We start from the raw sequence: 621 nt of genomic DNA on the forward strand, positions 1-621 counted from the left end.
TCGCGTACAGCTCGAACACCTCGGTCAGCGACTGGGCCATCGACCAGCCGTCCCAGATCACGTGATGACTTGTCAGCACGAGGGCATGACGCTCGTCCCCGAGCCTGACCAGGGTGACCCGCATCATCGGCGGTGCGGCCGGATCGAATCCCTGCCGGCGGTCGGTGTGCAGCAGTTCGTCGATCCGGCGCTTCTGCGTCCGCTCGTCAGGGGTGTCGGTGAAGTCCAGTTCGCGCCACGGCAGGGTGACCTCGGCCGGGATCACCTGCACCGGCTTCCCGGAGCGCCGCCCGACGAAGGCGGCCCGCAGCGCGACGTGGCGGTTCAGCAACTGCTGGAACGCGGCGCGCAGCGCCTCCTTGTCCAGCGCGCCGTTCAGCGCCAGCGGCGCCTGCATGACGTACGGGTCCGCCTTGCCCTCGTCGTAGAAGACGTGGAAGAGCAGTCCCTCCTGGAGCGGCGTCAGCGGCCAGATCTCCTGCACCGGTGCAGGAGAGGCCACCTCCGCCTCGATGTCCGCACGTTCCTGTGCGGTGAGCGGCAGGAGTGGCCGGGCGGAGTGCGTTTCGGGGTTGGTGAGGGTGGTGGTGGTTTCGGCGAGGGTGGCGGGGGTTTTGTTGG

Annotated in this window: 1 protein-coding gene; it reads right to left on the reverse strand. The window is 68.8% G+C overall.

Translation table 11 applies throughout. The features are described 5' to 3' along the window. On the reverse strand, window positions 1-621 hold a 621-nt coding region (locus tag ACLF6P_RS29915), incomplete at both ends, for a condensation domain-containing protein (protein WP_415954554.1).

The sequence above is a fragment of the Streptomyces lothianensis genome (assembly GCF_047779955.1).
In the GTDB taxonomy this organism is placed as follows: Bacteria; Actinomycetota; Actinomycetes; order Streptomycetales; family Streptomycetaceae; genus Streptomyces.